Source organism: Asaia sp. Ae19-3 (assembly GCF_059801175.1).
In genome coordinates this window covers 1,166,254-1,191,824 of the sequence record NZ_JBCHWF010000001.1, presented here as the reverse complement: position 1 = coordinate 1,191,824, position 25,571 = coordinate 1,166,254, and the positions used below count along the sequence as shown (strand labels likewise).

23 protein-coding genes and 1 pseudogene are annotated in these 25,571 nt (G+C 57.4%); 14 read left to right on the top strand and 10 right to left on the bottom strand.

Features of this window, described 5'->3' with window-relative positions; translation table 11 throughout:
- Position 1: 1 nt before the first annotated feature.
- Genes AAID99_RS05080 through AAID99_RS05065 form a run of 4 tightly spaced genes read left to right on the top strand, consistent with a single transcriptional unit; the run spans position 2 to position 4,005 of the window.
- The gene (locus AAID99_RS05080; RefSeq protein WP_188426424.1) at positions 2 to 1,018 is read left to right on the top strand and encodes an NAD(P)-dependent oxidoreductase; all 1,017 of its coding nucleotides are present in this window, start codon (positions 2 to 4) and stop codon (positions 1,016 to 1,018) included.
- Between the two features lie 16 nt (positions 1,019 to 1,034).
- Positions 1,035 to 1,829: a class II aldolase/adducin family protein gene (locus AAID99_RS05075; protein ID WP_498493339.1), complete on the top strand. Its 795-nt coding sequence runs from the start codon at positions 1,035 to 1,037 to the stop codon at positions 1,827 to 1,829.
- Between the two features lie 8 nt (positions 1,830 to 1,837).
- Positions 1,838 to 2,419 (top strand): cysteine dioxygenase family protein, encoded by a 582-nt coding sequence (locus tag AAID99_RS05070; protein ID WP_188426426.1) that lies wholly within the window; start codon positions 1,838 to 1,840, stop codon positions 2,417 to 2,419.
- Entirely contained in the window at positions 2,416 to 4,005 is a 1,590-nt protein-coding gene (locus AAID99_RS05065) for a rhodanese-like domain-containing protein (protein WP_229719785.1), read from the top strand. The genes AAID99_RS05070 and AAID99_RS05065 overlap by 4 nt, the downstream gene beginning before the upstream one ends.
- Before the next feature lie 320 nt (positions 4,006 to 4,325).
- Here AAID99_RS05065 and AAID99_RS05060 read toward each other — a convergent pair whose 3' ends face one another.
- From AAID99_RS05060 to AAID99_RS05050, 3 genes are all read right to left on the bottom strand, one after another.
- Entirely contained in the window at positions 4,326 to 4,763 is a 438-nt protein-coding gene (locus AAID99_RS05060) for a DUF6392 family protein (protein WP_188426428.1), read from the bottom strand.
- A gap of 696 nt (positions 4,764 to 5,459) precedes the next feature.
- Positions 5,460 to 6,422, bottom strand: coding sequence for an ABC transporter substrate-binding protein (locus AAID99_RS05055; protein ID WP_188426429.1), 963 nt, complete (start codon positions 6,420 to 6,422; stop codon positions 5,460 to 5,462).
- The gene (locus AAID99_RS05050) at positions 6,419 to 7,558 is read right to left on the bottom strand and encodes an acyl-CoA dehydrogenase family protein (protein WP_188426430.1); all 1,140 of its coding nucleotides are present in this window, start codon (positions 7,556 to 7,558) and stop codon (positions 6,419 to 6,421) included. Before AAID99_RS05050 ends, AAID99_RS05055 begins: the two co-directional genes overlap by 4 nt.
- A 174-nt stretch (positions 7,559 to 7,732) precedes the next feature.
- Here AAID99_RS05050 and AAID99_RS05045 point away from each other — a divergent pair, with 174 nt between their 5' ends.
- From AAID99_RS05045 to AAID99_RS05020, 6 genes and pseudogenes are all read left to right on the top strand, one after another.
- Positions 7,733 to 10,159 (top strand): TonB-dependent receptor, encoded by a 2,427-nt coding sequence (locus AAID99_RS05045; protein WP_498493338.1) that lies wholly within the window; start codon positions 7,733 to 7,735, stop codon positions 10,157 to 10,159.
- A gap of 126 nt (positions 10,160 to 10,285) precedes the next feature.
- The gene (locus tag AAID99_RS05040) at positions 10,286 to 11,374 is read left to right on the top strand and encodes an LLM class flavin-dependent oxidoreductase (RefSeq protein ID WP_498493337.1); all 1,089 of its coding nucleotides are present in this window, start codon (positions 10,286 to 10,288) and stop codon (positions 11,372 to 11,374) included.
- Positions 11,375 to 12,089: 715 nt separating this feature from the next.
- Positions 12,090 to 12,383, top strand: a complete 294-nt coding sequence (locus tag AAID99_RS05035; protein ID WP_498494264.1) for an immunity protein Imm33 domain-containing protein — start codon at positions 12,090 to 12,092, stop codon at positions 12,381 to 12,383.
- A 63-nt stretch (positions 12,384 to 12,446) separates the two neighbouring features.
- Positions 12,447 to 12,629, top strand: coding sequence for a hypothetical protein (locus tag AAID99_RS05030; RefSeq protein WP_498493336.1), 183 nt, complete (start codon positions 12,447 to 12,449; stop codon positions 12,627 to 12,629).
- A gap of 269 nt (positions 12,630 to 12,898) precedes the next feature.
- Positions 12,899 to 13,033, top strand: a pseudogene (locus AAID99_RS05025) (transposase); the annotation flags it as partial.
- A 47-nt stretch (positions 13,034 to 13,080) separates the two neighbouring features.
- The gene (locus AAID99_RS05020; RefSeq protein WP_498494263.1) at positions 13,081 to 13,569 is read left to right on the top strand and encodes an IS5 family transposase; all 489 of its coding nucleotides are present in this window, start codon (positions 13,081 to 13,083) and stop codon (positions 13,567 to 13,569) included.
- Between the two features lie 53 nt (positions 13,570 to 13,622).
- Here the strand turns inward: AAID99_RS05020 and AAID99_RS05015 are convergent, their stop codons facing one another.
- From AAID99_RS05015 to AAID99_RS05005, 3 genes are read right to left on the bottom strand one after another with little or no spacing between them, the layout of a single operon-like run.
- Entirely contained in the window at positions 13,623 to 13,958 is a 336-nt protein-coding gene (locus tag AAID99_RS05015; RefSeq protein ID WP_498493335.1) for a 4Fe-4S dicluster domain-containing protein, read from the bottom strand.
- Positions 13,955 to 15,526 (bottom strand): FAD-dependent oxidoreductase, encoded by a 1,572-nt coding sequence (locus AAID99_RS05010; RefSeq protein WP_498493334.1) that lies wholly within the window; start codon positions 15,524 to 15,526, stop codon positions 13,955 to 13,957. Before AAID99_RS05010 ends, AAID99_RS05015 begins: the two co-directional genes overlap by 4 nt.
- A complete protein-coding gene (locus tag AAID99_RS05005) occupies positions 15,523 to 16,431 on the bottom strand; it encodes an aliphatic sulfonate ABC transporter substrate-binding protein (protein WP_498493333.1) in 909 nt (302 codons plus the stop codon). The genes AAID99_RS05010 and AAID99_RS05005 overlap by 4 nt, the downstream gene beginning before the upstream one ends.
- Positions 16,432 to 16,656: 225 nt before the next feature.
- Here AAID99_RS05005 and AAID99_RS05000 point away from each other — a divergent pair, with 225 nt between their 5' ends.
- Both AAID99_RS05000 and AAID99_RS04995 read left to right on the top strand, forming a co-directional pair.
- On the top strand, positions 16,657 to 17,484 hold the full coding sequence (locus tag AAID99_RS05000; protein ID WP_122039537.1) for an ABC transporter permease: 828 nt from the start codon (positions 16,657 to 16,659) through the stop codon (positions 17,482 to 17,484).
- Positions 17,484 to 18,218, top strand: a complete 735-nt coding sequence (locus AAID99_RS04995; protein WP_498493332.1) for an ABC transporter ATP-binding protein — start codon at positions 17,484 to 17,486, stop codon at positions 18,216 to 18,218. The genes AAID99_RS05000 and AAID99_RS04995 overlap by 1 nt, the downstream gene beginning before the upstream one ends.
- 13 nt (positions 18,219 to 18,231) lie before the next feature.
- Here AAID99_RS04995 and AAID99_RS04990 read toward each other — a convergent pair whose 3' ends face one another.
- Positions 18,232 to 19,155 carry an aliphatic sulfonate ABC transporter substrate-binding protein gene (locus AAID99_RS04990; RefSeq protein WP_498493331.1) on the bottom strand — a complete coding sequence of 308 codons (924 nt, stop codon included), beginning with the start codon at positions 19,153 to 19,155 and terminating at the stop codon, positions 18,232 to 18,234.
- A gap of 190 nt (positions 19,156 to 19,345) precedes the next feature.
- Here AAID99_RS04990 and AAID99_RS04985 point away from each other — a divergent pair, with 190 nt between their 5' ends.
- Positions 19,346 to 20,170: an IS5 family transposase gene (locus AAID99_RS04985; protein WP_188426439.1), complete on the top strand. Its 825-nt coding sequence runs from the start codon at positions 19,346 to 19,348 to the stop codon at positions 20,168 to 20,170.
- Positions 20,171 to 20,616: 446 nt separating this feature from the next.
- Here AAID99_RS04985 and AAID99_RS04980 read toward each other — a convergent pair whose 3' ends face one another.
- Complete coding sequence (locus tag AAID99_RS04980; RefSeq protein ID WP_188426440.1) at positions 20,617 to 21,510, bottom strand: SDR family oxidoreductase; 894 nt, start codon at positions 21,508 to 21,510, stop codon at positions 20,617 to 20,619.
- A gap of 97 nt (positions 21,511 to 21,607) precedes the next feature.
- On the opposite strand from AAID99_RS04980, the gene AAID99_RS04975 reads away from it, so the two are divergent.
- The gene (locus AAID99_RS04975; protein ID WP_264784318.1) at positions 21,608 to 22,444 is read left to right on the top strand and encodes a helix-turn-helix transcriptional regulator; all 837 of its coding nucleotides are present in this window, start codon (positions 21,608 to 21,610) and stop codon (positions 22,442 to 22,444) included.
- Between the two features lie 230 nt (positions 22,445 to 22,674).
- On the opposite strand, the gene AAID99_RS04970 is transcribed toward AAID99_RS04975, so the two are convergent.
- Positions 22,675 to 24,018, bottom strand: coding sequence for an MFS transporter (locus AAID99_RS04970; protein ID WP_498493330.1), 1,344 nt, complete (start codon positions 24,016 to 24,018; stop codon positions 22,675 to 22,677).
- A 12-nt stretch (positions 24,019 to 24,030) separates the two neighbouring features.
- Positions 24,031 to 25,548 (bottom strand): APC family permease, encoded by a 1,518-nt coding sequence (locus tag AAID99_RS04965; protein WP_498493329.1) that lies wholly within the window; start codon positions 25,546 to 25,548, stop codon positions 24,031 to 24,033.
- Positions 25,549 to 25,571: the final 23 nt, after the last annotated feature.

The following is a 25,571-nucleotide window of genomic DNA, read 5'->3' as shown; positions in this document are numbered from 1 at the left end:
GATGAGCCAGGTTCTGGAACGTGTTTCGCCAGGAGAGGCCCTTGAGGCGAGGACGATACGGGTTCTCAACCAGATCGGCCTCGATCTGACCGATGCCGTCGGCCTCCTTCCTCAAGCAGTGTTCCGTTCAGCGTCTCGGGAGGAAGCGCCCTGGCAGGTGGGTGATGCGACCATTCTCGTGACAGGCCCGTCATCTGCATGGCGTCAAGCGCCCGCTACGCCACCCGAAGGATGGCCATTCAATCTAGAATGGGTCCAGATCGCCTCATCAGGGGTCGACGGCTTTCCTGCCTGGCTTTTCGATGTTCCAGAAGTCACGACGGGTCGCGGTGTGACGGCCGAAGCGATTGCCGATTATGTTCTGGCAGCAATCCTTGATGACGTGAAAAATCTCTCTTCGCGCCATGCCCATGGACCCGAGGACTACGCGTCTGCGGATGCACTCAAACCGCTCGGCACGCTCGATGGGAAAACATTGGGGCTGGCCGGGTTCGGCGCCATAGGGGGTGCCGTCGCAAGGCGTGCGGAAGCCTTCGGCCTGGAATTGCGTGTCTGCCGAAAGTCACGTCAGGCTGAATTGCCCGGTATCGCCTCGGTGGACAGTCTGCCCGATCTGCTTGCTGCTAGCGACATCGTGGTGCTGGCCCTGCCGCTCGATGACGAAACGCGGCATTGCGTTGACCGGCGCGCCTTGTCCCATGCAAAGCCTGGCCTCCATCTGATCAATGTCGCCAGAGGGGGGCTGATTGATCAGGAAGCCCTTATCGAGGCGCTGTCGAGCGGAATCGTGCGTCTGGCAACACTGGATGTGACCGAACCCGAGCCACTCCCGGCCGGACATGCTTTCTACAGCCATCCCGCTATCCGTCTCACACCGCATATTGCCTGGTCTGGAGGGCAGGGGCGTGAACGGCTCGCAGCCCTGATTGCCGGAAATATCCGAAATTTTCTCGTCGGCGAGTCTCTTGTGAACCGTATCGAGAGCCCGTCGAAAATCGCAGATCCGTTACGCGTCTAATCTGAAAGTCCTGACTATGAGTGTTCTCGCACCCGAAAAGACAGCACCTGCCCGCGTTATCCGGCTCAGGCCTCGCCCTGAGCCACAGAGCTTTGAGGAGGAGCGGCTGCACCGCAAGCAACGGCTTGCAGCGACGTTCCGGCTATTTGGCCGATATGGTTTCGATCAGGGGCTGGCCGGGCATGTGACGGCGCGTGATCCCGAGTTTCCGGATCGGTTCTGGATTAATCCGCTTGCGGTTCATTTCTCGCAGATCAAGGTTTCGGACCTTCAGCTGGTCGATCATGAAGGGAATATCCTGATCGGAGACAAACCGATCAATCAGGCGGGCTTTACCATTCACTCGGCCATTCACCGCGAACGGCCTGATGTGATCGCTGCCGCACATACCCACTCGACCTATGGCAAGGCATTTTCCACCCTCGGGATCGAAATTGCCCCACTGACACAGGATGCCTGCGCCTTTTATGAAGATCACGCGGTTTTCGACCCGTTTTCCGGCGTCGTTCTGAATGATGATGAGGGCGATCGTCTGGCGCGCACTCTCGGCCAGCGAAAGGCGCTCATTTTACAAAACCACGGCCTTTTGACTGTCGGACCAACTGTCGAAGCAGCCGCATGGTGGTTTCTCGCCATGGATAATGCCGCCCAGACACAACTGCTCGCTCAGGCGGCGGGGGAAACGCGACCTATCGCTCCCGATATCGCCCGTCTGACCGCGAGCCAGGTTGGTACGCATCAGGGTGGATACTATTCCTTCCAGCCTCTTTGGGACTGGATCACGGCGGCAGAGCCCGAACTTCTGGATTGAGCACTTCCATGGCAAGCATCACCCCTTTGCGGGAATTTGTGGAAGCGTTCACGGCCCTCATTGATCGCAATGAGGGACAGGAGCGTATTCTCGACCAGGGGGCAGTGCTTCTGCGCAGTCTGATCGCGCATGATCGCTGGTTGCCGGAGCAGTTCGCCCGTCCTGACCCCGAACGCTATAGCCAGTATCTGCTCCACGCTGATCCCTACGGTCGGTTTTCGGTGGTGAGTTTCGTCTGGGGGCCGGGTCAGACCACGCCCTTGCACGACCATCGTGTCTGGGGTCTGATCGGCATTCTCCGTGGTCGTGAGCGCGAGGAAAGCTACACCCGCACCGGGGCAGGTTTCGTGCTGGAAGCGGAAGAGATCCTCGAGCCCGGCCATGTCGGACTCCTGCGCCCAGGCGAGCGCGATTATCATCGCGTCTCCAACGCGCTTGCTGATGAGACCTCGCTCTCCATCCATGTTTACGGTGCCAATATCGGCGCTGTCGCGCGCGCCACCTATGACATCGAGACCGGGCAGGAGAAAATCTTCATCTCCGGCTACTCGTCCGATGTTGTGCCCAATCTATGGGATCTAACGAAATGACAAGAACCATATCGTCCGAGCTTGTGCGGGCATCCTTGCGCGAGGGGCGCGAAATCGCGCTGATCGATCTGCGTGAAGAGGGGCCGTTTTCACGCGCTCATCCGCTTTTTGCGGTCAGTATTCCACTCGGCAGGCTCGATCTTGATATCAATCGCCTCGTACCGAGGGGCGATGCGCCGATCGTGGTCTATGACGACGGAGAAGGCTATGTCGCCCGGGCTCTGCCGCTTCTTGCGGCGCTGGGCTATGGCAATGTTGCGTCGCTTGAAGGCGGCCTCGCTGGCTGGCGTGAGAGTGGCGGCGAGATCTTCATTGACGTGAACGTGCCGTCCAAGGCTTTTGGCGAGCTCGTCGAGCATGAACGTCAGACGCCCTCACTTCCTGCAGAAGAGCTGGAGAAGCGCATCGCAGAGGGCGAGAATATCGTAATTCTCGATGCGCGGCGTTTCAGCGAATATGAAGTCATGTCCATTCCCGGCGGACGCAGCGTTCCAGGCGGAGATCTTGCCTACAGGGCACGCGATAATGCGCCGTCTCCTGACACCACCATCGTGGTCAATTGTGCCGGGCGCACACGGTCGATCATAGGCGCGCAATCGCTCGTCAATGCGGCCCTGCCGAACCCCGTCTTTGCCTTGCGTAATGGAACGATCGGCTGGACTCTCGCCGGGTTCGACGTTGCGCGCGGCCAGCATGAAGCGGGCGCCCCGCCAAGCGCAGATCATGTGGCTCTGGCCCGGAAGCGGGCTGAAGAACTGGCTGAAGCGACCGGTGTCAGAACGCTCACGCCAGCAGAATTTCTTGCGTTGCAGGCGGACAGAACGCGCACGCTTTATCGTCTGGATGTGCGTTTGCCGGAAGAATATGCGGCGGGGCATCTTCAGGGTTTTGCCTCTGCGCCGGGTGGTCAGCTCATACAGGCGACGGATGAGTGGATTGCCGTGCGTCACGGCACGATCGTGTTGAGCGATGATGACGGCGTAAGGGCGCGCATGGCCGGACACTGGCTGCGTCAACTCGGATGGAACGAGGTCTATGTGCTGGCCGAATGGGGAGATCTCGAGCTGGCGACCAATACTGGTGCTAAGGATGTCTGGCCGGGCGCTTCGTCTCCCAGTATCCGCGTCGTTTCGCCGCAATCCTATGCCAATGAGGCGGAAAAATCTTTTCTCGTCGATCTGGCGACGACCCCAATCTATCGGAAAGGGCATATCCCAGGCGCGGTGTTCGGGACACGGGCGGAGCTTGCAACACAGCTCAAGGCACGGGAAATCGGGCGAATTGTCCTGACCTCTCCTGATGGTCGTCTGGCCGCGCTCACCGCGCCCGAACTTGCTGCGCTAGGGATCGATGTACGTGTGTTGCAGGGCGGTACGGAGGCCTGGCGTGCCAAGGGCTTTGCCCTTGAGGCGGGACTTGATGAAGCACGCGCTCTGACATCAACCGACGATGTCTATAAGCGCCCTTATGAGGGAACAGATAACGGCGCTGCGGCGATGCAGGCCTATCTCGACTGGGAGTTCGGTCTTATCGCGCAGCTTGAGCGCGATGGAACACATAATTTCCGTGTTTTGGGTCCAATCTGACCCGATCGCGATAGACCTTGACAGACTGACGCCAGTGCGATCCATGTCGGACTGGCTATTCCTTCTCGTCGATCGGTGATGTTATGTCGGTTGGTGCAGTTCGATAGAGAACTGTGAAGAGTATTGAGGTGCGAAGAGCGGCCGGGTTGCTCTGATAGGTCGAATCCTTGGTCCGGTGGATAAGGACAAGCAGGTGCCCCTTGCAATTGACTGATAATAATTTCAGAATTACAAAACAATACTGTAATATAAATAAAAACTTTACATGAAAACAATCAATGGCATCGAAAGGAAAATAGAAATATTTGTAAAAGTGTATATTAATCAATAATTTTCCTGAATATACAGATAATATTTATTGAACTTAGAGTTGGAAGGTACTCGAATGCATAAGATTTTTCATCTCTATAGTATCGGTCCAGTGGGTTGCTCGTTCTTTTCAGAAACTCGTTATAACACGGTCCCCTCGAGAAATCCGGCTCCCCCAGGAGCGTTCTCACATCATTTCTGGACATTTCAAAACGCAGGTCAAAAGGCAATGTTCCGCCATACCGACCATAATCAGTTTCTGCATATTCCGCGTAGAGAAAGACAGATTGTATAGTGTTCTCTTTATCAAGATTCATCGAAATGCCAGCCGCAGGGAGGCCTATGGATTTATCACCCGATTCTTCGTCGAAATAATCGCAATAAAAAAGATCATGTATCGGAAATGCCGCTATATTCTCTCCGATATACTGCCATGGTGGCTTATGCATTGATCATCCTCTGATTGTGTCAAAGTCTTTGTGTTTTTTTATTTTTGGACAACCCTGGCCCGCGATAATGTTTTCCATAAGCCCTAAGACCTAGTGTTCTGGCAATGCCAAATCCACTGGGTTTTGATCAATGCGAGATGTACTACTCTTTCTCCTTTATGTGGTAAAAACTGTTGCGAGCCACTTGGCTAAACATAACGGAGGCTGCTCTATGAAGGATCAGAAGAGGTATGTTTTTAACGGTAACGTGCCGACCCGCCGGAGTATTCGAGCCGTGACACGCCTGCTGATCAGCTTTAGAAAGCGGAAAGATCTGTGGGTAGGCCGCATGATCACCGACAGGCCGAAGTGTCACGAAAAGGCCTGACGGCAGATTGGTCTTTTCGCACGTTATCTCCGGCGCAAGGGCCTGAACAATCATGCCGAAGGCAGCCGTCGGCCCTCGCAGAGACACGAGCGTATCATGCAGAAATTCTGCTCATCCGGTGGGTGTCAACGCTTCGCTTCTATCTTCTCCGTTATCGTGAGTTTCTTCTCTTTACCGGCTGGCAGCACTATCGCCATGACCCGTCACACCCTCCAGATCAGGGTTTCAGCCAAATCGAGCGATGCAACTGCTTTTAGCTTGCCAATAACCTTTCCGTGGGCTTCGGATAACCGGTTTCAGTTGACCTGGCATCACCGCTTCATCGCCTGTCAGCCGTTCAGGAGGGAGCTCAAGGCTGGCGTGAATACCGAGGCGAGGTTCGGGTTGGGGGGCAGGGCGCCAGCGCCGCCGAGGGTATGGGCGACCTCTGATGCTGTGGCGATATCAGATGGCTTCCATGGCCGCGTGTGATAGGCGCGGTTCATGTGATTGAGATAGGAGAGGACGAGCGGTTCGGGAACATGCACGTCTGGTGCGACGGCGCGCGCCCAGCGGGGTTTGTCGGCATTGAGCTGCGAATACGCCTTGCCTAGGCGATTGATGTAATCGGCCGAGGCGGTCTTGAAACCTGTATCGCCAAGATGCTGCGGATTGATGCCGATGAAGTAATGGCCAGACAGGATATCCTCTGCGCTTTCAAGGATACGGGCGCTGTTATCTGCCTCAAGAATTTCGATGGCATAGCCATAGGTGGCCCAGGCGTCGAGACTGCCGGATTTCAACGCCGTCAGACCCTCGCTCATGCCGAGGGCGACAGGAGTGATATCGGCCAGCGTCATATTATGCCGTGCCAGCATCTTGAGCAGAAAATACTGCGTGGTGGTCGAGCGGATGTAGCCCACGCGCTTGCCGCGCAGATCGCTGAAGCTTTTGAGCGGTGATCTGGTCGGAACCAGAACCGCCTGATTGGTGGTTGGCCCTTCGAGCGTTGCTGCCACTGCGACACGCGCACCGCTTGACGCCGCGAACACCATCGGGATCTCACTCCAGGCACCAAGATCGATCGCATCGGCATCTATCGCCCGGGCGATCAGATTGCCGGAATTGAATTCGCTGAAAACGACCTTGTATGGGAAGTCATCAAGCCCCGTCGTTCGCAGGAGCGTCTGATCGGCGCCACGAAACGTCGCAACGCGCAGTGTTACCTGCGACAGATCGTCGGCAAAGCTGCGCTGTGGCAGGAGTGTCGCGGCGGGAATGCTGGCCAGCAGGGCTCTTCTGGAGAGTTTCATACGGGTCTGTCCTGTTGCAGGGCCGCACGACCGGCGGCAGAGAGAGCGATATCGGCCTGGGGTGTATGGATACGGGCACACAGAACATTGCGGTAATGGCGCTCGAGCGGGTTATCCCTCGTGAGGGCGGGGTTGCCGATGGCGGCGATACAGCGCTCCACGGCCCTGATCGCATTTTCGGTCACGATATGTTTGGTGAGATTGGCCTCTGTCGCGGTCGCTTCGCGCCGCTCCTGACGGGCGATCTGATGGGCGATCAGGGCCTCGTTACTGAGCAGAAGGGCCTCGATTTCTCCCGCGATTTCATGAAAGCGCGGCAGCGTGGCGAGACTCTGGCCAAGATTGGCAGGTGTGCGATCGCGCAGGAAACCGTGAAACCACTCGACAGCGGCTCTCGCCACGCCGTCATAAAGGGCGGCAATCACCACGCCATGCCAGGCGGCCAGATCGTCTCCATGGCCTTTCCAGTCGTCGGGCGCGCGTAGCTCAAGCAGATGCTCATCAGGCACCGACACATTCGTGAAGGAGATCGTATGGCTGCCGGTGGCGCGCATGCCGAGATGGTTCCAGCTCGGCTCAATCGAGACGCCATCCTGGTCGAGCGGAACCAGAACATGGCCGACACGGGGATGGGCCTCGTCGGTGGCTGCCCAGACAATTCCCCAGCGCAGCGCGGTTGAGCCGGTCGAATAGATCTTGCTGCCCGTGAGCACCCATGATCCGTTCTGACGGCGCAGGACGGTTGCAGGGATACCGCCTCGCGCCGGGGTTCCAAGCGCTGGCTCGACACGCAGTGCATTGATGAGCGCCCCCGTTCTGACAGCTTCTTCAGAAATCAGCCGATGGGTCGCTTCAGGCCATTGCGCCGATGCGGCACCGGCATGTTGCAGATATTGCATCGAGAGAATCAAAGCCGTTGATGGGTCTCCTTTCGCGATGGCCGAGATCACACGCGTCACATCACGCAACCCTGCGCCTTTTCCGCCAAATTCGGGTCGAACTGTCAGGGCCAGAAGCCCTGCCTCGCGCAGATCGGCCAGATTGGCAGTGCAGATTTCTCCCGACTGATCATGAGTGGCTGCGCGACGGGCAAAAGCCGACGCGAGCGTTTCGAGCAGGGGGGCGGAAACCGTCATCTGTTTTTCTTCCTCTGGGCCGGACCTCTGTATCGGGTCTTTTCTATGGACCGCTCCCCGGAAAACAAAATGAGGAACAGTCATGGGTCATATTTCACTATTGAATGTTGTTGTTTGTTGAAATATACAATCGTTGCACAATAAATACGAGGCCTATCATTTCGGAGAGCCTCGATGACCCCGCTTGCACGACACGTCGCCCCTGCTTCTGCGCGGAAAGGACAGACAGACCTGTTTCGTCTGCTGCTCTGCACGAGCACTTCTGCGGCACTTGTCTGCAGCCTTGTGGCCACGGCTCACGGAGCGACGCGAACCCAGTCCGGCAGTCAGGCTGGCCTGCCGTCACTCAATGACAAGCACCAGACCCGCAGGAAGACGGATACAGCGCTCAGGAAACCCGCTGCGGTAAAACCCCGGCAGCAGGGAAGTTACCTACCTGCGGGAAGTGAAACGCTGGTTGTAAGCGCGCCGTCACGTGCCGATCATCTGGTCGATCAGGCGCAGAAGACGGCGCAATCCATTTCCGTTCTGACAGGTGACAGGCTTCGCGCGCTGGGCGTGACCGATATGCGCCAGATCAGCAATCTGACCCCCAATCTCTACCAGCCGCGTGCCTCAGTCGGTTATTCGGCTACGAATTACTTCATTCGCGGCATCGGAGAACTGGACCCTCAGGGTGAGCCATCGGTCGGGACCTATATCGACGGCGTCTATCTGCCACGCACACTCGGCACGATGCAGGAATTGCTCGATATCGAGGCTATTGCCATCAGCCGTGGTCCGGTTGGTTTTACCGAAGGCCATCAGGCCGAAGGGGGCGCCGTGCGCATCACGACGGAAGTGCCGACCAATCGCACCCATGTTTCGGCACTTGCGGGCTATGGTTCTTATAATGAATATCGCCTGAGCGTGGCTGCCAGCGGTGCGCTGCTCAAGGACAAGATTTATGCCAGTATCGCGCTGAATCATCATGGTCGTGGCAGCATCGACCATAACTACACGCTCAATCGTGGTGAGAATAATATTGATTACAGCCAGGGACGTGGCAAGTTACGATTTACGCCCAGCGAACGGCTCGACATCACCCTGGCTTTCGATGGCACGATCGATAACAGCACCAATCGCGGTTACGGCAATCTGCTGAACCCCTATCGCTATGGTCTGTATTCGCGCATCTATCCGAAAAACAATTACAACGAGGCCGGATTTACAGGGAACATCAATTACATCCTCGACTCCCGCCTGACACTGCATGGCACCACCGGCATACGTGGTTATGACATGAAGGGAGATTACGATAATTTTGGTGACACCTATATCCGTGCTTCGCAGCTTCTCTCCTATCGTGACCGCGCCTACTCGCAGGATGTGCATCTCAAGGGCGATTATGGCCGCTTTTCCTTCACCACAGGCGCATTTTTCTTTTACGAAGACTGGTTTACGCAACGTCGGGCCAATAACGCCGCTGGGACACAGACCAATAATCCGGCGCTGATACGATATCAGCCTGTTTATGCCGTGATCGATCAGCTTACACGCAACTGGGCGGTTTACGGCGAGGCGCATTATCGCCTTACCCCGATGCTGACGGCCACAGCCGGGCTGCGCTTCAACTGGGAAAACCACTCGAACTCCGAGCAGCTTTCCTATCTCGTTGCAGCGTCTCCCTATACGCAAGGCGTCGCCAACAATCTGCAGACACTCTATTTCGCCACACCGGGCCAGCAGGCCTGGAGCGCCGGTGTGGCCCGTAGCTGGACGCAGCTACTGCCGAAGGGGGCGTTGACCTGGCAGGCGACATCGCGGCTCATGCCCTACGTTTCTATTTCTCAGGGGAGCAAATCCGGCGGCTTCGACTATCGGGCGCAGACGCCCACCGCACTCGGCAGATTGCAGGCCCTGTTGCCCTACAAACCCGAAATTCTGACCACCTATGAAATCGGTGCGAAGACGAGACCGATACCCGGTATCCTGATCGCGAATGCCGATATCTTCTACAACGATTTCCAGAATATTCAGGTGACCACACTCGACCCTGCCTCAGGCCTGACGAGACGCTACAATGCGGGCAAGGGTCACTCTGTCGGCGCCGAGTTCGAGACAACAGCGCAGGTCACGAAAGGCTGGGAGATTAACGGCACGGCATCCTGGCTGTTTGCCCAGCTCGACAGCTTCGCCGGTACTTTCAGCCAGACACGACTGACTAATGGGCAGACGCTCAACGGCACGCCGCGCGCGGGTGGCCCGCTGCCCTATTCGCCCCGTTTTCAGATGCATGCAGGCACGAGTTACAGCTTCGCGGTGCCTCGCCTGCCCGGTGCCTGGCGGGTTGGGGCAGATATTTCCTATCAATCGAGCCTCTTCACCGATGCGTTGACCAACGCCCAGACACGCCTGCCAGCGCAGACATATGTCAACGCAATTGCTGCCTGGACGAGCGCCAACCACCGATGGACGGTGACAGTCAACGGCCGCAATCTGCTGGACCATCGCTATCCTCAGACCCTCAGCTTCGTGCAGGGGGGAGGCGTGCCTGTCTATTATGCAGCGGCTTTCAACGATCCGCGCACGATTTACGGTTCCGTCGAATTTCGTCTCTGATGAGGGATCTCGCGTCTAAGCCTGCATTCATTGGAAAAACTGAAGTCGCTTAACACCCTAACTCGTTTGTCCTCATGTCGAATTGGCGCTCGGATGACATCGCATCCTTTTGCGGAGTCAGGATCCATGTCGGTCAAATTCATCGGATATATCGGGTTTAATAACAGTTCGGAGGTTGATCAGGGCACGCGTAACCGTGCCCTCGACCCCGATTACGTGCGTAATGCCCTGCGTGTGCAGGAAGAAGGAGGCTTTGATCGGGTTCTCATCCCGTTCGGCTCCAACACGCCGGAGAGCCAGATTGTGGCGGCTTATGGCGCGGCCCTTACCACAAGGCTTGGTTTTCTCGTGGCTCATCGCCCCGGCTTCACGCAGCCTACACTGGCGGCGCGGCAGCTCGCGACACTTGACCAACTCTCCAACGGGCGCGTGGCCGTTCATATCATCACCGGTGGCGCGGATGAGGAAATGGCCCGTGACGGCGATGTCGGCACGACTAAAACCGAACGTTATGCGCGCAGTGATGAATATCTCGATATTCTTCGTCGGGAATGGCAGGCTGACGCGCCCTTCGATCATGACGGACGTTTTTACCGGATACGCAAGGCGCAGAGCGCCATAAAGCCAGAGCATCTACCGGTATTTTTTGGAGGAACGTCCCCCGAAGCCATCGAAGTGGCCGGGCGTCATGCCGATGTTTACGCTACCTGGGGGGAAACACTGTCGGCCACCCGGGAGACGATCAGGCGTGTGCGGGCCTCAGCAGCCCGTTATGGACGCTCGCCGGGGTTCTCGCTGTCGCTCAGGCCGGTCATTGCCGCCACCGAGGAAGAGGCCTGGCGCAAGGCCGCGTCTATTGTCGAGCGTGTGCGCGAGGCCCGCATTCGCCAAGGCCTGCCGATCCGCGATCATGCGCCGCCCAATGATGGCTCGCGCCGTCTTCTGGAAACGGCTTCTGCTCTGCGTCAGGATGAAAGGCTCTGGACTGGCGTCGCCCAATTGACGGGGGCGGCTGGCAATTCTACCGGGTTGGTCGGTACGCCTGAGCAGGTAGCTGAAGCCATGCTCGAATATTATCGTCTGGGCGTCGATCATTTCCTCATCCGAGGGTTTGACCCCCTCGGCGATGCGGAAATCTATGGGCGCGACCTTTTGCCAGTCGTCCGGGAGAAGATCGCGGCCTATGACGCGCTGCAGTCGGTGCAGGCCAGTTAGTGATGTCACTTTGCCTGAAGCAAGTCAGCGGAAGCTTGAGGAAAAGCTGATCCGGCGGATGTGCCGGCAAGAGACTGAGGAGATGGGGGCGGGCGGGGCGACAAGATCACGAATGGTCCCATAGACAGAGATGAAACGCTGACGTTCACCCAGTGAGCGCAATTTTTGCATGACCCGCTCGCGTTTTTGCGGGGGAAGATCACCGCTCGCTGCCGGGTCATTCAGAGCTATATGCGGGAGATGTCGTATATAAAGACGCATTTTGCGCCTGGCTGCTCGGCGCAGTTGTATCTTGTCTGCGATCATCTACATGGGACGCACCCCTGCTGTTCGAAAAGTCGGTTCAGGGGGGGGGCGATAAGAGATTATGAGCCATTGCCGGGTATTTCTTCATGCTGGAAAGGTTTTCTGAGGCTGGATCCGCGCATGACTTATTCACGAGCGTGAAAGGTAAGCATTGTGTGAATTTTTGCATGGTTTTTTTTGGAAAAATTATGTGACCACAATGATACGTTCGTTGTGCGTTATTGCGTAAAAGGTAAAAACCAACCTTAGATGCAGGTGATGGTTGACTTATTTCAAATTCTTTGTTCGTCTTATCTGGCGACCAAAGAATGTCGATCAAGCGTATTTGCACGCGCTATGCGAAAGAAGTTAGAAGCTAAATGACTATCGAAATAGCTCAGAAGAAGATATGTAAACATTATGGGTCTGAATTTTTCCGCCATCCGATTATGATAAGGTGGGAATAAGTCAGAATGTGAGAAATGGGTCTCGTCCCTTAAATGGGATGAGGATAAATCCAGAGCATAACACTTCGGGTTGGTATATATGGGGTGGCGAGATTCTATCGAAAGATCCTGATTTCTTTCTTCCACTTCACTATTCACATGTGGGGGCTTGGGAAAATCTACTTGTTCCTTACCTTGGTTTGGCTCCGGGATGGCGGTTCTTGATCACTGAAACTTATGAAGATGTCTGGTTCGATGGCGATAACCTGCTTCGGTAGAGATTGATAATCGCCATCTCTGAGATCGCATCTGGCAACGTGACGCTGAACGGAGCGGTGACTGTGACCACAATCGTCTTGCTTGTCGGGTCAGGCGTTGGCAACATCAAGACGACCTCCGATTGCAATTGTTCCCGCATTCCGGCGCTTAACGGCGGTACTGTCACTACGGATACGCTGTCGGGCAGGACCGTCAGCAGCGCCTTCGGCCAGATGCAGACCCATTACTTCTTCAAGACCCGTTAGATCCGTAAGGCGAGGTCGCTATACACGATTATGATTGATGCGAGATATCTCGAGACGCTCCGCATGGCTGCAAGCCTGCGGCTGAAGTTGGGGATCTAGGTCACGTTGACAGAAGGTCTATACGATCTGCACGAGATCTGATTCACTTCCTGCCTGTGGGATAAGGAGCAGGGAGAACAGGCATGGGCCGAGGCGATCTGACAGATCAGGAATGGGCGATAATTGATCCGCTTCTGCCGCCCTAGCGAGGACGTTGGGCTCGACCGGCTGGAGACAACCGCTTGTTTCTCAATGGTATGCTGCATGTCCTGCGCGTCGGTTGTCCGTGGCGGGACATGCATGAGCGCTACGGCAAGTGGAACTCGGTCTATGTCCGGTTCCGACGATGGGCTGAACAGGGCGTATGGGATGCCCTGCTGCAAACACTGATCGATCTTGGACTGACCGATAACTGGCAACATATGCTCGACAGCACTGTAGTCCGTGCCCATTCACAGGCCACGGGCGCAAAAGGGCGGCTCATTCCGAGGCTTTTGGTCGATCACGCGGCGGCTTTACGAGCAAAATCCATGCCCGATGTGACAATCAGGGACGCCCTCTCGGCTTTATCCTTACCGGGGGCCAGGTCTCGGACTACAAAGCCACAGACGCCCTGATGAAGCTGCCTGTCCCGAACCCCAGAGCTATGCTGGCCGATCGGGGCTATGACAGTGACAGTTTCCGCCAGGATCTTCTGCTCCACGGGATCCTTCCGGTCATTCCATCACGCAAAGGCCGTAAAGCTCCTCAGCAAACAGACTGGCAACGCTATCGGGACCGCAATCATATCGAGCGGATGTTCAACAAACTCAAGCAGATGCGCCGTATCGCAACCCGCTACGAGAGATGCCAGATCGTATCCTTCTCAGTCATCCGCCTCGCCTCGAACGTCGTGTTCTGAGCCCGAGGTTGTAATCAGGAACGATTAATTTTCAATCAACACATGAATATTGTTCAAGTGCGCGAGCGGGCCAGTGCGAACACGTCTCCCATTCGCCAGTGTTCATTGCGATACTGCGTGTCTTCTGCCCAGCTCCCCCAACCGGAATCACGCCGGTAATCACCCGTTGCGACGTCAACAGCGGTAAGGTCATGTGTGGCAGTGGCGTCGGGGTGCACGAAAAGTGCATCCGTCTCGCAGTAAAGCTCGCAGAGAAAGCAGGTCTGGCAGTCCTGTTGACGTGCGAGCACCGGCACACCGCCAGGACCGCTATCAAAAACATTGCTCGGGCAGATTGTTACGCACTCGCCGCAAGCTGTGCATTGTGCATCGAGAATGAGCTCAATCATGCGTGAGCTGCCTCCCTTCGAGACTGCACGTGCTCCAGCCCGCTACTGATGACATGATAGGCGGGAATATCCGACGCTTTGGCGATCGCATCTTCACGGCGGTGCATGCCGAGCGTCTCGGTACGCTCCAGAGCACTCACTGTGCACCATCGCGCCACAGCGAGAAGGGACTCCGTCTCGCGTCGCTTTTGCCGCTGCCGCCAGGAGCCTTCAGGCGCCGAATGGGTCAGACTGTCATGGCAATTCTCGAGTTCACTTGTCGCGGCTCTCAAGCTCCCCGCAGTGCGGGAAAGCTGGTTGGGGGCATCGAGCATCACTGCCTGAATCTGCTTGCGTATGGTTTTCTCTCGTGAGTCAGACCCGTTTTGCCCGTTGGAGCATGCCTCATGATCGGTGAAGGGTTCCAGCTCTCCGGTGCTGACGTGTCCTTCAGCCACAGCAGCCTCTGCAGCGAGGCAACCCGAACTGAGCGCCCAGGCGGCATTGACGGCGCCACCCCCACTGATCGGGCCGGTCACGCTTTCTCGCGAGGCAACATCACCTGTTGCATAGAGCCCCGGCACCCCGGTCTGCCAGTTTTCGCCTCGTAGTCTGATACCGCCCACGCCCCTGATTGTCCCTTCGCCAACGAGATCGATCGGAAAACGCTCCCGGAAGGGGTCTATCCCCTGACGACGAAAGGGCAGCATGACATTGGGTGAGATAAGGGGCAGCTGAGCGCGGACCGTCTCTGGAGCCGCCGAGAGGTCGCAAAGAACCCTGCCTTGAGAGAGGGCGCGTGCCACGCCAAGAAAACTCTGGCCTTCTGCATCCGGTGCAATTTCCTGCCCTGCGTCGTCTAGATAGCGCGCAAAGCTGTAGATCATGGCGCGCGACATGGTGGTGTTATGAGGCACGACGCTGAAAATGGATGAAAACTCCATTCCTGAAAACTGCGCGCCAGCTTCCGCGGCCATCAGATGCCCATCGCCCGTATTGTTCGCCGCGCCAAGCAGGCGAGACTGAAAGGCGCAGCCTCCTGTTGCGAGAATGACAGCACCAGCTTGTGCGCGGTAAGGCCCGAGCGCCCCCTGGAAATGGACGCCGTAAGCCCCTGCAACGCGCCCGGCCTTGTCACGCAAGAGACCGAAAACCGGAGAGTGATCTAGGATCTGAACTCCGACAGCGAGGCAATATGTACGAAGCGCCCTGAGATATTCCGGCCCTCTCAGGGCGTTGAGCCGGATCCGACCGTTGTCATCGGGCTCATACTGATAATGACGGCTGATATCCGGCAGAGTCTGCCATGTGCGGGCAATGATGCGGTGCATCCATGTCGCTTCGCCGAGGCCTTGCGCTTTATCGAGGCGGGCTTTTACTGCGTCTTCACGAGCACCGGGGAGAGGGGGAACCCACAAATGACCGGGGCCCGCCGGTGCGGCAACGCCAGAGGTGCCGCAATACCCCTTCTCGAGCAGCAGCACGCGTGCACCGGCACGTGCCGCCGTCAGAGCGGCCCAGCAACCCGATAATCCGCCGCCAATGACGAGGATATCCGACTGATGATGGTGGAGCCCGCCCTCGTTCACGGGACAAAGCTGCGGTCAAACGCGTCGTCCAGCTTTCGGGACGGGTTGATAAGTTGCGCCTTGCGGTAGGTGGCGATCACACGGGCTTCTTCATTGACCGTTTCATTGGTGATCGGCCCGGGCGCGGTGATCTGTTCCTGCGCCACTTTATTGGCGACCTCGGGGGGCAGACCAGTTTGATGTGAAAGCAGCGCAGCGAATTCCTGCGGATGAGCGCGCCCCCAGCCATAGGCCTGCGTGATGCGTTTGAGGAAAACCGCAATCTGCGGATGCTTGTCGATTATCGCCCGCGTGCTTGCGACCATGAAGCCATTATTGGGCATGACATTCTGACCGTCAGCCACGACGCGCGCGCCGGTCTGGGCAGCGGCGAGCGTCACATAGGGCTCCCAGGTTGCCCAGGCGTCGACTGCGCCGGCATCGAGCGCCGACTTGGCCTGTGACGGTGGCAGAAAGACATAATCGGGGCGCTTTCCTGATGCGCTGTCGAAAAGACTGAGCGCCAGCAGGTGACCGATCGAGCCGCGCCCAGTCGCGATTTTCCGCCCTGCCAGATCGCTGAGGCTGTGCACCGGGCTTCGGGCTGGCACAATGATGGCGGTCATATGCCCACCGCCGCGTGGCGGCAGAAGCAGGACAGCGCGGGCCGGAATGCCCGCAGCCCAAGCGAAGAGATAGGGCCCGTCACCTGCAATGCCCAGATCGACAGCCCCGGCACCCAGCGCCTGAAGGAGCGGTGCTGCGGCATCGAATTCTACCCAGCGGATATCGAACCCGAGATCCTTGTCAGCATGGGCCGCCTGAAGCAGGGCGCGCTGCATGCCGCGTTGATCGGCCACCACCAGGGTCTCGGCTTGCGCCGCGCATGTTGTTGCCCCCACAACGAGGGCAGCGAACGCAGCCACGCGATGCGCAAGGCGCGGGTATGGACGCGCCGGGGAAGGGCGAAGGGAAGGTCTCGCGACCCATTGCTTGAAGATCATGGCGCAGTCGTAGCGAGGCCCCGGCGGCGAGAGGAAGCCAAAATACGCTCAAGAGTGACATATGAAAAATTTAACTGACTGAGATGATATTAAGGTCTAGCATATCCACAAATCACATGTAAGGAATGTGGAATGGTCGAGCTGGTCATGAACCTGTTTCCCGCGCGCACTGCCTCGCATCAGCGAGGCCTGAGTACTGGCGGGCTGCTTCGGTTCTGCCGGCGCTACCTGTCGGTGGCCCTGCTTCTGGTGCTCTGGCAGGCAGGAGCGCAGGCGGGGCTTATCCCGTCGCGCCTGCTCGCCTCTCCAGTCCAGATTGTGCATACAGCATGGTCGCTCACTCTGGATCGCACACTCCCGCAGAATCTGCTCGTCTCTCTCGGGCGGGCAGGGGCTGGACTTGTGCTGGGCATTGCCGTTGGTGTTGCGCTCGCCCTTGTTGCCGGGTTGTCCCGGCTTGGTGAAGACATTGTCGACGCGCCCATGCAGATGGCGCGTACCTTGCCCGCTCTGGCGCTGGTGCCGCTGTTCATTCTGTGGTTCGGCATCGGCGAGCTTCCGAAGATCCTGCTCGTGGCCCTGGGCGTGAAATTTCCCGTCTATCTCAATCTGTACAAAGGTATACGCAGCATCGACCCGAAGCTGATCGAACTTGCCAAAACTCTCGGCTTGTCGCGGTGGAAGATCATTCGCGATATCATCATACCCGGAGCGCTGCCCGATCTTCTGGTTGGTATCCGCTTTGCCGTGGGTATCTCGTGGCTGATGCTCGTTGTCGCCGAACAGGTGAACGCCGATAGTGGCATTGGCCATATGATGATGGACGCCGAAGATTTCTTGCGCACTGATATCATCCTTGTCGGGTTGGCAGTCTACGCCGTGCTCGGTCTGCTCTCCGATCAGATCGTGCGCCTGGCGGAAGGACGCCTTCTGAGATGGCGCGGGCGGACGGCAGTGCACGGAGGCACACGCTGATGAGCGCGAACCTCCTGACAAAGGCCGAATTCGAGCTTGCCGGGAATGCGGTAAGCATACGCCATTTCACGCGACGCTTTGGTGAAACAACCGTCCTGCGCAATCTCAATCTCGATATTGCGCCGGGCGAGTTTGTCGCGCTTCTTGGACATAGCGGCTCAGGCAAATCCACCCTGCTACGTGCCCTGGCCGGGCTTGATGCGGTTGAGGAGGGGCAGATCGACCGGCCTTCAGCCGTCTCGGTCGTTTTTCAGGAACACCGGCTCCTGCCTTGGAAAAGCGTGACCGACAACGTTACGCTGGGTCTCGATGGCAAGGAATGGAACGCTCAAGCCGAGGCGATACTGCACGAAGTCGGGTTGGGACATCGTCTCGAGGCATGGCCGCTTACCCTGTCTGGTGGCGAAGCCCAGCGTGCCGCACTGGCCCGCGCCCTCATTCGTGAGCCGAAGCTGTTGATGCTCGATGAGCCCTTTGCGGCACTTGATGCGCTCACGCGACTACGCATGCAGAAGCTGGTTCTTGACCTGTGGAAGCGTCATGACTGCGCCGTCCTTCTGGTCACGCATGATGTCGATGAGGCGCTCGCTCTTGCAGACCGAGCCCTTGTTCTCGAGCGTGGCGAAATCCGCACGGAGGTCGAAATTCCTCTCACCCGCCCGAGACGTCATGCCGATCCGGCGTTCGAAGCCTTGCGCGAGCGCTTGCTGCACGCGCTGGGGGTCACATCGTGACCCCGCAATAGGCTCAGCGATAAGGGGTTATCGCAGGCAGTGACGGAATAACCCCAGAGTCCTTGAGGACTTTGGCGACATTCATCTGCTCGTCAATCACCGACTGGTCCATGCTGTGGAAACCGAAAGACCGGGTTGAGAGCGCATGGCTTACGGCATCCAGGGCAAGCCCGGTCTCTTTCGCGAACAGGGCCGCAACCTGCGCCTTGTTCGCCATAGCCCATTCATCTGTTTGAGCGATGGCACTCGAGACCGCAGCCACGATATCATGGGGCTGCTGCGCAAAGGTTTTGCTGATCAGGAAAAATTCGCGGTTTTTGACTATGCCCTCAGCGGTGGTCAAAATTGGCGTCTGATCGTTGAGCGCGCTTGAGAGATACGGGTCCCATATTGCCCAAGCGTCAATGTGACCATTTTCGAAAGCCGCCCGGGCAGCGGGCGGGGTCAGATAGCTGACATGCACATCGTGAAAGCCCAGCCCGGCGCGCCTCAAGGCCTCCAGCAGAAACCAGTGAACATTGGACCCACGATTGAGTGCGATACGCTTGCCCCGCAGATCGGCCACCTGCCGTATGGCGCTGTCTTTGCGCACCAGAATGGCTTCGGCATCTGGTGCCGGGGATTCGTAGCCGAGATAAACCAGCCCGCCGGGCTGTGCGGCCTCAGCAAAGACGGGCGGGGCATCACCCGTCTGACCCAGATCTATCGCGCCTGCCGCCAGAGCCTGCAGCAATTGGGGGCCAGCCACGAATTCCGCCCAGCTGACATTTATGCCGTGGGGAGCCAGCGCCTTTTCCATCAGACCGAGATGCTTGGTGACGATCAGTGTGCTGTAACGCTGATAGCCGATACGGAGAGTAGGGGCCGCCTTCGCAGCAAATGGAAAGAGTGCGGCAGCGCCCGCTGCGATCAGGGTGGCTCGTCTTGTCACTGTCATCGCGCAAATCCGATCGTAAAAACCAAAACAACGATAGTTTGTGGTTGTTAAAAAAATCTACAATTCGATCTAGATAATTTTTACCTGATCGTGAAGAGATGTTGCCACGATCAGGGGCGACATCCGGCGAGCGATCTCAATGCCTAAGAGCCTGTTTGGAAAGTTGGAGCAGATGTGATTCAAGCTCTGGATGTGGACACCAGAGCAGAGGGCCCGAATGTCCGGGATTGCCCGCAAGACGAAGCGTTATCCGTCGGACATGACGGACGAGGAATGGGCGCGGATCGCGCCGCTGATGCCCGAACCGGGGCGCATGGGCCGTCCACGCGAGATCGAATTTCGTGAGGTGATTAACGCGGTGCGCTACCTGGTCCGCTCGGGCTGCGGCTGGCGGATGTTGCCGATCCATTTCGGCCACTGGCGCACGGTCTATGGCTGGTTTCGGGAGCTGGCCCGGCGGTTTCTGTTTCAGACTATTCGTGACGTCGAACTGATGCTCGATCGGGAGCGGTCAGGTCGCGAGACGAGCCCGACCGCCGGGGTGGTCGACAGCCAGAGCATCAAGGCACCGCATGCGCAAACAAGAGGTTATGACGCCGGCAAGAAGGTCGTCGGGCGCAAGCGGCATATTGCCGTGGATACAGACGGACGTCTGCTGATGGTCAATCTGACCCCGGCCGACATCTCCGACAGCGCGGGCGCGCAGATGATCCTGGATGCGATCCGCAAGCGCTGGCCCTGGGTGAAGCACCTGTTCGCCGACGGGGCTTACGACCGGCTCCAGTTGATGGACAAGGCGGCCTATCTGGACTTCGTCGTCGAGGTCATCCGACGCAGGGACGGAGCGAAGGGCTTCGAGATTCTGCCCCGTCGATGGGTCGTGGAGCGGACCTTTGGCTGGATGACCCGCTGGCGACGTCTAGTGCGTGACTATGAGCGTCGTATTGACGTCTCACAAGCCATGATCCTCGTCGCCATGGGCGCCAATCTCACCCGCAGAAATGCCCATCCGTGAGTTTCCAAACAGGCTCTGAGACGGATTTACACATCCAAATCAATGGGTCCTAAACCTAGCCAATAGAGAGGTTGAGATAGGTGAAAGAGGGACATTTGTTGTTTTGATAGAGTGTCGCTCATGAGGCGCAAATCCCCCGAGACATCAATACACGGCGATAAAGGGGCATATTTATACTGAAATATTGAGGAGATTGTTTTCGATAAACGCGAGGACCGAAAACTGAATGCGATACGCTATCATAGATCTTTGAGGATTTCGCTTACACTATCTCGTTAGCCGCTCACGTCTCATTCTGGCTGGACGGCCCGCGTCTGGTCAGAATGTATTCATCGCGATGGTGCGCGATAGCGGTCTGCTACCGCGATCGCGCCAGACTGACCCAAATATCTTCCAGATGCAGAAAATTCGCTCAGGACGATTGTCCCATCCGAAGAGCTACCCTCTCAGGCATCCGTGAAGTCGAGGTTGGCGATATCGCTGAGCAGGTCGGGCCCCTGTGGTGTCCATCCTAGCCGTGCCTGAGTTTTCGCGCTTGAGGCGGTCATGTTTTTGGAGACGAACCCGTGCAGCCAGCCAAAATGTGATGATGCGTCTTTTTCGGACAAGGCCACGACCGGCATGCCAAGCCGTTTCCCGATGGCGTCCGCTATTTCGCGAACGGGCACCCCTTCTTCTGCAGTTGCGTGAAATCGCGCACCTGCAGCGCCTTTTTCCACCGCGAGACGAAACAATTGCGCTGTATCGATCAGATGGGCGGCAGACCATTGGCATATAGTGTCGTCGATATAGGCCGATCGACCTGTCTGCAGAGCAAGTTGCACGAGGAAGGTGACGAGACCCTGACGCGTTCTATCGTGGATTTGCGACAGACGTACCAGCGAGACATTCATACCCCGCTCAATCATTTCCTGGGCCGCTATTTCGGAGAGGATGCGGGGGTTGGTATGAAGTGTGTTGAAAACATCTTCATCCGCAGTGCGCCCAAGCGTCGCCTCTCCAAACAAGGTCGTCGATGTGATGACAAATGGTCGATGTGACCCACGCAGTGCCGCGCCCAAAGCCTCAATGACGCGCCGATCCTGCTCGCAATTGGCAACGTAATTTGTGAAATCATGGTCGAAAGCTGTGTGAATGACGCCATCGCAGTTTTCTGCGCCGGCCCGCAGGCTATGAAGATCCTTCAGATCTCCCCGATGAACTTCGGCACCCAAAGCGATCAGCTTCCGAGCACCTGCGTCCGAACGCGACAGACCCAGAACCTGATGCCCTGCGTTAATAAGCTCAGAGACCAGTTGGGATCCGATGAACCCGTTGGCCCCTGTCAGAAAAATTTTCATGGTCAAACCCTTCGATTGTCTGACCTTGCTCATGATCCTAATATCTATCCCGTTACAGTAGTGACGTTATCCCGGTATAGAAACCAACAGGCTCGCCTTGACCTCTTCAGCATCTTTCGGCGCTTATCTCAGAGACCGTCGCGCGCGGCTTGACCCTGTGACGCTTGGTTTCTCCGCCAAGCGGCGGCGCACGCCGGGGCTTCGTCGGGAGGAAGTGGCCCAGCGTTCCAATATCAGTCCGACCTGGTATACCTGGCTTGAGCAGGGGCGAGGCGGCGCGCCTTCCTCTGATGTACTTGATCGCCTGGCCAAGGGTTTGCTTCTAACAGAGCCCGAGCGTGACCATTTGTATATGCTTGCGCTCGGTCATCCCCCTGAGGTGAAATACCGGGTGTCGGAGGGTATTACGCCGCGTTTGCAACGTGTGCTCGATGCTTTCGAATATAGCCCTGCGATTGTCAAAACGCCCCTATGGGATATCGTGGCCTGGAACAAAGCCGCCGCGGCAGTTCTGACCAATTACGGTGAACTGGCTCCAGACCAGCGTAATATTCTCAAAATCGTTTTCTGCACGCCTCATATACGCCAGATGCAGGTAGACTGGACGCTGCTTGCAAGATCGGTTGTCGCCGCTTTTCGTGCCGACGTCAGTCGTGCAGGGGCATCCGCAGAAATTCATCAATTCGTGACGGAACTCGGCGCGCGCAGTCCTGAATTCCTGGCGCTATGGCAGAGCAACGATATCCAGCAACAGGGTGAGGGAACAAAACGTCTGAAGCACCCGGCAGTAGGTCTGATCGAGCTGGAATACTCTAGATTTAGCGTAGAGGGCAGGTCCGACCTAGGGCTCATCGTCTATAACCCCTCTACAGATCGAGACCTTCAACGTATCAGAAAGCTGATGGCGATACCCTATTCGGATGCGAATGACTGAATCTCAATGTGAAATGATGCGTGAATATTCGTAATGTAAAGAGATCGGTGGTAATCTGCCTTGAGGTGATAGGGTAATGTCACGTCAAATGACTCAAACGGGTCGCGCCTGGCAATTTTGGTTGCCGCGATCCGCTGCGTAAACCAGCAAATCATGAAGCGTACATAAAACCGCGTGTTCGGATGTGCATTTAACGACGCCTGTTATTCCTATAGTTTTCCAAAAGTACACTATGTTTGCGGGTTTCCAATTTTGTAAAGCGGTCGGGCGGCGATGAGCAATGCGAGTCCAATGGCCATAATGGCTGTGTGGAGCAGCCAGAAACGCGTCGAGCCCCAACTTGGCAGGTTCTGGCCGATCTGACCGGCCATAATGTCTGCCAAACGCGCTACTAAAGCGTAGGCAGCGGCTGCCATGCTTTTGGCGCTGACAGGTGCAAGTTTGATGAACAGGGCGAGGCTTATCGGCATGATCGTCGCCATGGCAAGGTCATTGACGACATGGAACATGAGCCCCCATGACATACTGATCTGACCAGCACCAGAGTGTAGTACGGAGGCATAGGCCAGTACAAGAGGTGCCACCAGCCCGATCATGCCAAAGCTGACGATCTGGCCCCATTCTCCGGGCATTCCGCGACGACGCATGTAAAAACGCCAGAAGGCGATCGCCATGATCTGAGTGATGAAGCTTACGCCTGCGTCCAGCGACATGAGCCAGCTCGCCGGGAAGACCCACCCGAAGAGATGGCGGTCGTAGTGTTGTTCGCCCCAGATCAGATAGGTGTCGTATATCTGCTCGTTACAGATGAAGATCATGGCGAGCATCGGGATCAGAAGCGCGATACGCATACCAAGCCTGAGCAGCGCGAGGGGTGACGCCCCCTGGGGCCGTGCTCCATCGCGCGATGGAGCAGGCGAAGGCAGATGGCGCCAGCCCATGCCATACGCAAGAGTGCCGGCAAGCATGACGCTTCCCGCCGCAGCAAACCCGTAATGCCAGCCATACCGCGCCGCCAGCCAGCCGCAGAACGTCGGACCGATGATGACGGCAGCCTCCTGCACCAGCGACATGATCTGATAGGCATCCGGGCGGCGAGGATCGTCATCGGCATACAGATCTCCCACCTGTGCAAAAAGATTCACTGCAAACGAGAGACCTAGAACAAAGCAGGGCAGCGCAAGAATGAAGCTTGTATCAAACGCCCAGAAGACCGGGGCCAGCGTCAGGAAGACCAACCCGGTCATGGCACCGTAGCGTCGTCCAAGGAAGCGATCTGACAGAAAGCCGCCGAAAATCTGTGTCGGAATCATGCACAGGGCCAGCAATCCGATCGTCGTCGAGGCCAGTGCTTGAGGATTAGCGGTCTGTGCCTCCCATGAGAGGAGGCGGCGCAACGTATCAACCCCGGGGAAGGCGCCGCCCTGTGGCGCGGCGTACACGACATGGGCGAGATAGAGCACCAGTATCGCCTGGGTACTGTAGCGGGAAAAATACCAGGCACCCTGGGCGGCAGCGATGAAATACAGGCCCGCCGGATGTGCCTTGAGAGGGCGGGGCGCGGGATCAGACATGCAGCAGCACTTTCATAGGGCAGTGCGTGCCGCCCATTCGTGAATGACGAGGCTCAGGACCCCCACGCCCAGATCAGTAGTGAGGGTATCGAGCACAGCACGGCCACCGAAGGGACCAAGCCAGGAAAAAACGAGCAGACCAATGAGATAACTTGGCATCCAGAGCACTGACCGGACCGCGTTATCGTTGCGTTTGCAGAACAGCATGAAAGCGCTTGCGATGACAATGACGAAAGGCAGAAGCCAGCTCAGTGTGGCCCAACCTGTCCAGACAACGATGAGACTTGCGATCATAAAGGAGACAGGAGAAAAAAAGCCAAAGCCGCGCAGCCGGAACGGGCGAGGCAAGGCAGGTTGGCTACGACGCAATGCGGCTGCACAGAGCGGCGCAAACGCGTAGCTAAGCATCAGGGCCGACGAAACAACCGAGATCAGAGCCTGCCATGAGGGAAAAGGGAGTGTCCAGAATAGGGCGAGGCCGAAGGTAAGCGCGAGAGCCGGATCGGGCACACCGGTCTTCGCATTGACACGTTTGAATACTGGAAAAAAAACGCCTGCTCTGGACCAGGCATAGATCACCCTTGGCGCCGCCGACATATAGACATTGCCGGTTCCGGTTGGAGAGAGGATCGCGTCGAGGACGACCACAATCGCGAGGCCGCCCAGACCCAGCAACAGCGCGATGTCATGAAAGGGCAATGGCAGATGGTTACCGATTGCCCCCCAGCCATCATGCATCAGTGCGGCAGGAAGACTTCCGATAAAGGCTGTCTGAAGCAGCACGTAGACGAGGGTGGACAGAACAACCGAGGCGATAAGGGCTATCGGGATGGTGCGCTGTGGGTTTTTTACCTCGCTGGCCACCGACAGGATGGGTGTCAGGCCCAGATAGGCAAAGATTATCCCGCCGGTTGAGACTGCCGTTTCGATTCCCTGTGCGCCGAACGGAGCAAAGCCCTGCGCCGTGAAATTGTCAGCGTCGAAATGCATGAAGAGAAGGATGATGACAGCTAGCGGAACAAGGAATTTAAACAGGGTGATCACATTATTTGCCAATGCGAAGCGTGACATGCCACTCCGGTTAAGGGCAAAGAGCCCGAGCAGCACTACAGCCTGCATCCCCCAGCCGAGCCACGTCGGATCGCCCGCTGCGTTGCGGTTGAGCCCGGTAATCCAGGCCCCCGCATATTGCCGCGCTGCCACAATCTCGATGGCTATAAGGCTCGTGAAGGCGATGGTTGTGATCAGCCCCATCACGAAGGCAGCGGCCGGTCCATGAGAGCGCTCGGGGTAGTGAACCACACCGCCCGCTTTGGGCAAGGATGCACCGAGCTCGCAATAGACGAGCCCGATCAGGAGTACGGCCACGCCGCCGGTAAACCAACTGACGATGCTGGCCGGGCCGGCTATATCCGCCACATGTGGCGCTGCGAAAAGCCAACCCGAGCCGAAAATCGAGCCGAAGCCGATCATAGTGAGGTCGAGCAGGCCTAGCGATTTGCGAAAACCTTCGCTGTCATCCTGTAACATCGGTCATCCTCCGATGGGTGTGC